1 rRNA gene is annotated in these 2,478 nt (G+C 55.2%); it reads left to right on the top strand.

The features are described 5' to 3' along the window. Positions 1-2,478, top strand: a 23S ribosomal RNA gene (locus QRN53_RS20990); the annotation flags it as partial.

Genomic DNA, 2,478 nt, shown 5'->3' with positions numbered 1-2,478 from the left:
TTGTAGTTGTGACGGCGTGCCTTTTGAAGAATGAGCCTGCGAGTTAGTGTTACGTCGCGAGGTTAACCCGTGTGGGGCAGCCGTAGCGAAAGCGAGTCTGAATAGGGCGTTGCAGTGGCGTGATCTAGACCCGAAGCGAAGTGATCTACCCATGGCCAGGTTGAAGCGACGGTAAGACGTCGTGGAGGACCGAACCCACTTCAGTTGAAAATGGAGGGGATGAGCTGTGGGTAGGGGTGAAAGGCCAATCAAACTTCGTGATAGCTGGTTCTCCCCGAAATGCATTTAGGTGCAGCGTTGCGTGTTTCTTGCTGGAGGTAGAGCTACTGGATGGCTAATGGGCCCTACAAGGTTACTGACGTCAGCCAAACTCCGAATGCCGGTAAGTGAGAGCGCAGCAGTGAGACTGTGGGGGATAAGCTTCATAGTCGAGAGGGAAACAGCCCAGACCACCAACTAAGGCCCCTAAGCGTGTGCTAAGTGGGAAAGGATGTGGAGTTGCCCAGACAACCAGGAGGTTGGCTTAGAAGCAGCCACCCTTAAAAGAGTGCGTAATAGCTCACTGGTCAAGTGATTCCGCGCCGACAATGTAGCGGGGCTCAAGTACACCGCCGAAGTTGTGGCATTCAAGCATTGACTAAGCCTTCGTGGTTCAGGTGTTTGGATGGGTAGGGGAGCGTCGTGTGGGCAGTGAAGTCGCGGTGTAAACCAGTGGTGGAGCCTACACGAGTGAGAATGCAGGCATGAGTAGCGAAAGACGGGTGAGAAACCCGTCCGCCGAATGATCAAGGGTTCCAGGGTCAAGCTAATCTGCCCTGGGTAAGTCGGGACCTAAGGCGAGGCCGACAGGCGTAGTCGATGGACAACGGGTTGATATTCCCGTACCGGCGAAAAACCGTCCATGTTGAACAGGGGATACTAACCGCCCGAGACCTGCCCGACACCCCTTGTGGGTGAAGGGTTTTGGTGGAGCGCGGGACCTGATCCTGGGAGGCAAGCGTATTAACAGGTGTGACGCAGGAAGGTAGCCGAGCCGGGCGATGGTTGTCCCGGTCTAAGGATGTAGGGCGAGTGGTAGGCAAATCCGCCACTCATGGTGCCTGAGATCTGATGGGACCCCCGTTTGGGGGGATTTGGTGATCCTATGCTGCCGAGAAAAGCATCGACGCGAGGTTTTAGCCGCCCGTACCCCAAACCGACACAGGTGATCAGGTAGAGAATACTAAGGCGATCGAGAGAATTATGGTTAAGGAACTCGGCAAAATGCCCCCGTAACTTCGGGAGAAGGGGGGCCCCAACCTTGATGGACACTTGCTGTCCGGAGGGGATCGGGGCCGCAGAGACCAGGGGGAAGCGACTGTTTACTAAAAACACAGGTCCGTGCGAAGTCGCAAGACGATGTATACGGACTGACTCCTGCCCGGTGCTGGAAGGTTAAGAGGACCGGTTAGCCGTAAGGCGAAGCTGAGAATTTAAGCCCCAGTAAACGGCGGTGGTAACTATAACCATCCTAAGGTAGCGAAATTCCTTGTCGGGTAAGTTCCGACCTGCACGAATGGAGTAACGACTTCCCCGCTGTCTCAACCATAAACTCGGCGAAATTGCAGTACGAGTAAAGATGCTCGTTACGCGCAGCAGGACGGAAAGACCCCGAGACCTTTACTATAGTTTGGTATTGGTGTTCGGAGTGGCTTGTGTAGGATAGGTGGGAGACGTTGAAGCCCGGACGCCAGTTCGGGTGGAGTCATCGTTGAAATACCACTCTGGTCACTTTGGACATCTAACTTCGGCCCGTAATCCGGGTCAGGGACAGTGCCTGATGGGTAGTTTAACTGGGGCGGTTGCCTCCTAAAAAGTAACGGAGGCGCCCAAAGGTTCCCTCAGCCTGGTTGGCAATCAGGTGTCGAGTGTAAGTGCACAAGGGAGCTTGACTGTGAGAGAGACATCTCGAGCAGGGACGAAAGTCGGGACTAGTGATCCGGCGGTACATTGTGGAATGGCCGTCGCTCAACGGATAAAAGGTACCTCGGGGATAACAGGCTGATCTTGCCCAAGAGTCCATATCGACGGCATGGTTTGGCACCTCGATGTCGGCTCGTCGCATCCTGGGGCTGGAGTAGGTCCCAAGGGTTGGGCTGTTCGCCCATTAAAGCGGTACGCGAGCTGGGTTTAGAACGTCGTGAGACAGTTCGGTCCCTATCCGCTGCGCGCGCAGGAAATTTGAGAAGGGCTGTCCTTAGTACGAGAGGACCGGGACGGACGAACCTCTGGTGTGTCAGTTGTACTGCCAAGTGCACCGCTGATTAGCTACGTTCGGATGGGATAACCGCTGAAAGCATCTAAGCGGGAAGCTCGCTTCGAGATGAGATTTCCATACACCCTCGGGTGTGAGAGGCCCCCAGCCAGACCACTGGGTTGATAGGCCGGATGTGGAAGCGAGGACTAACGACTCGTGAAGCTGACCGGTACTAATAGGCC

It is taken from the genome of Pseudarthrobacter sp. fls2-241-R2A-127, assembly GCF_030209355.1.
In the GTDB taxonomy this organism is placed as follows: domain Bacteria; phylum Actinomycetota; class Actinomycetes; order Actinomycetales; family Micrococcaceae; genus Arthrobacter.
Note: the sequence above shows the minus strand (reverse complement) of the source record. Positions and strands in the feature narration are given on the sequence as shown.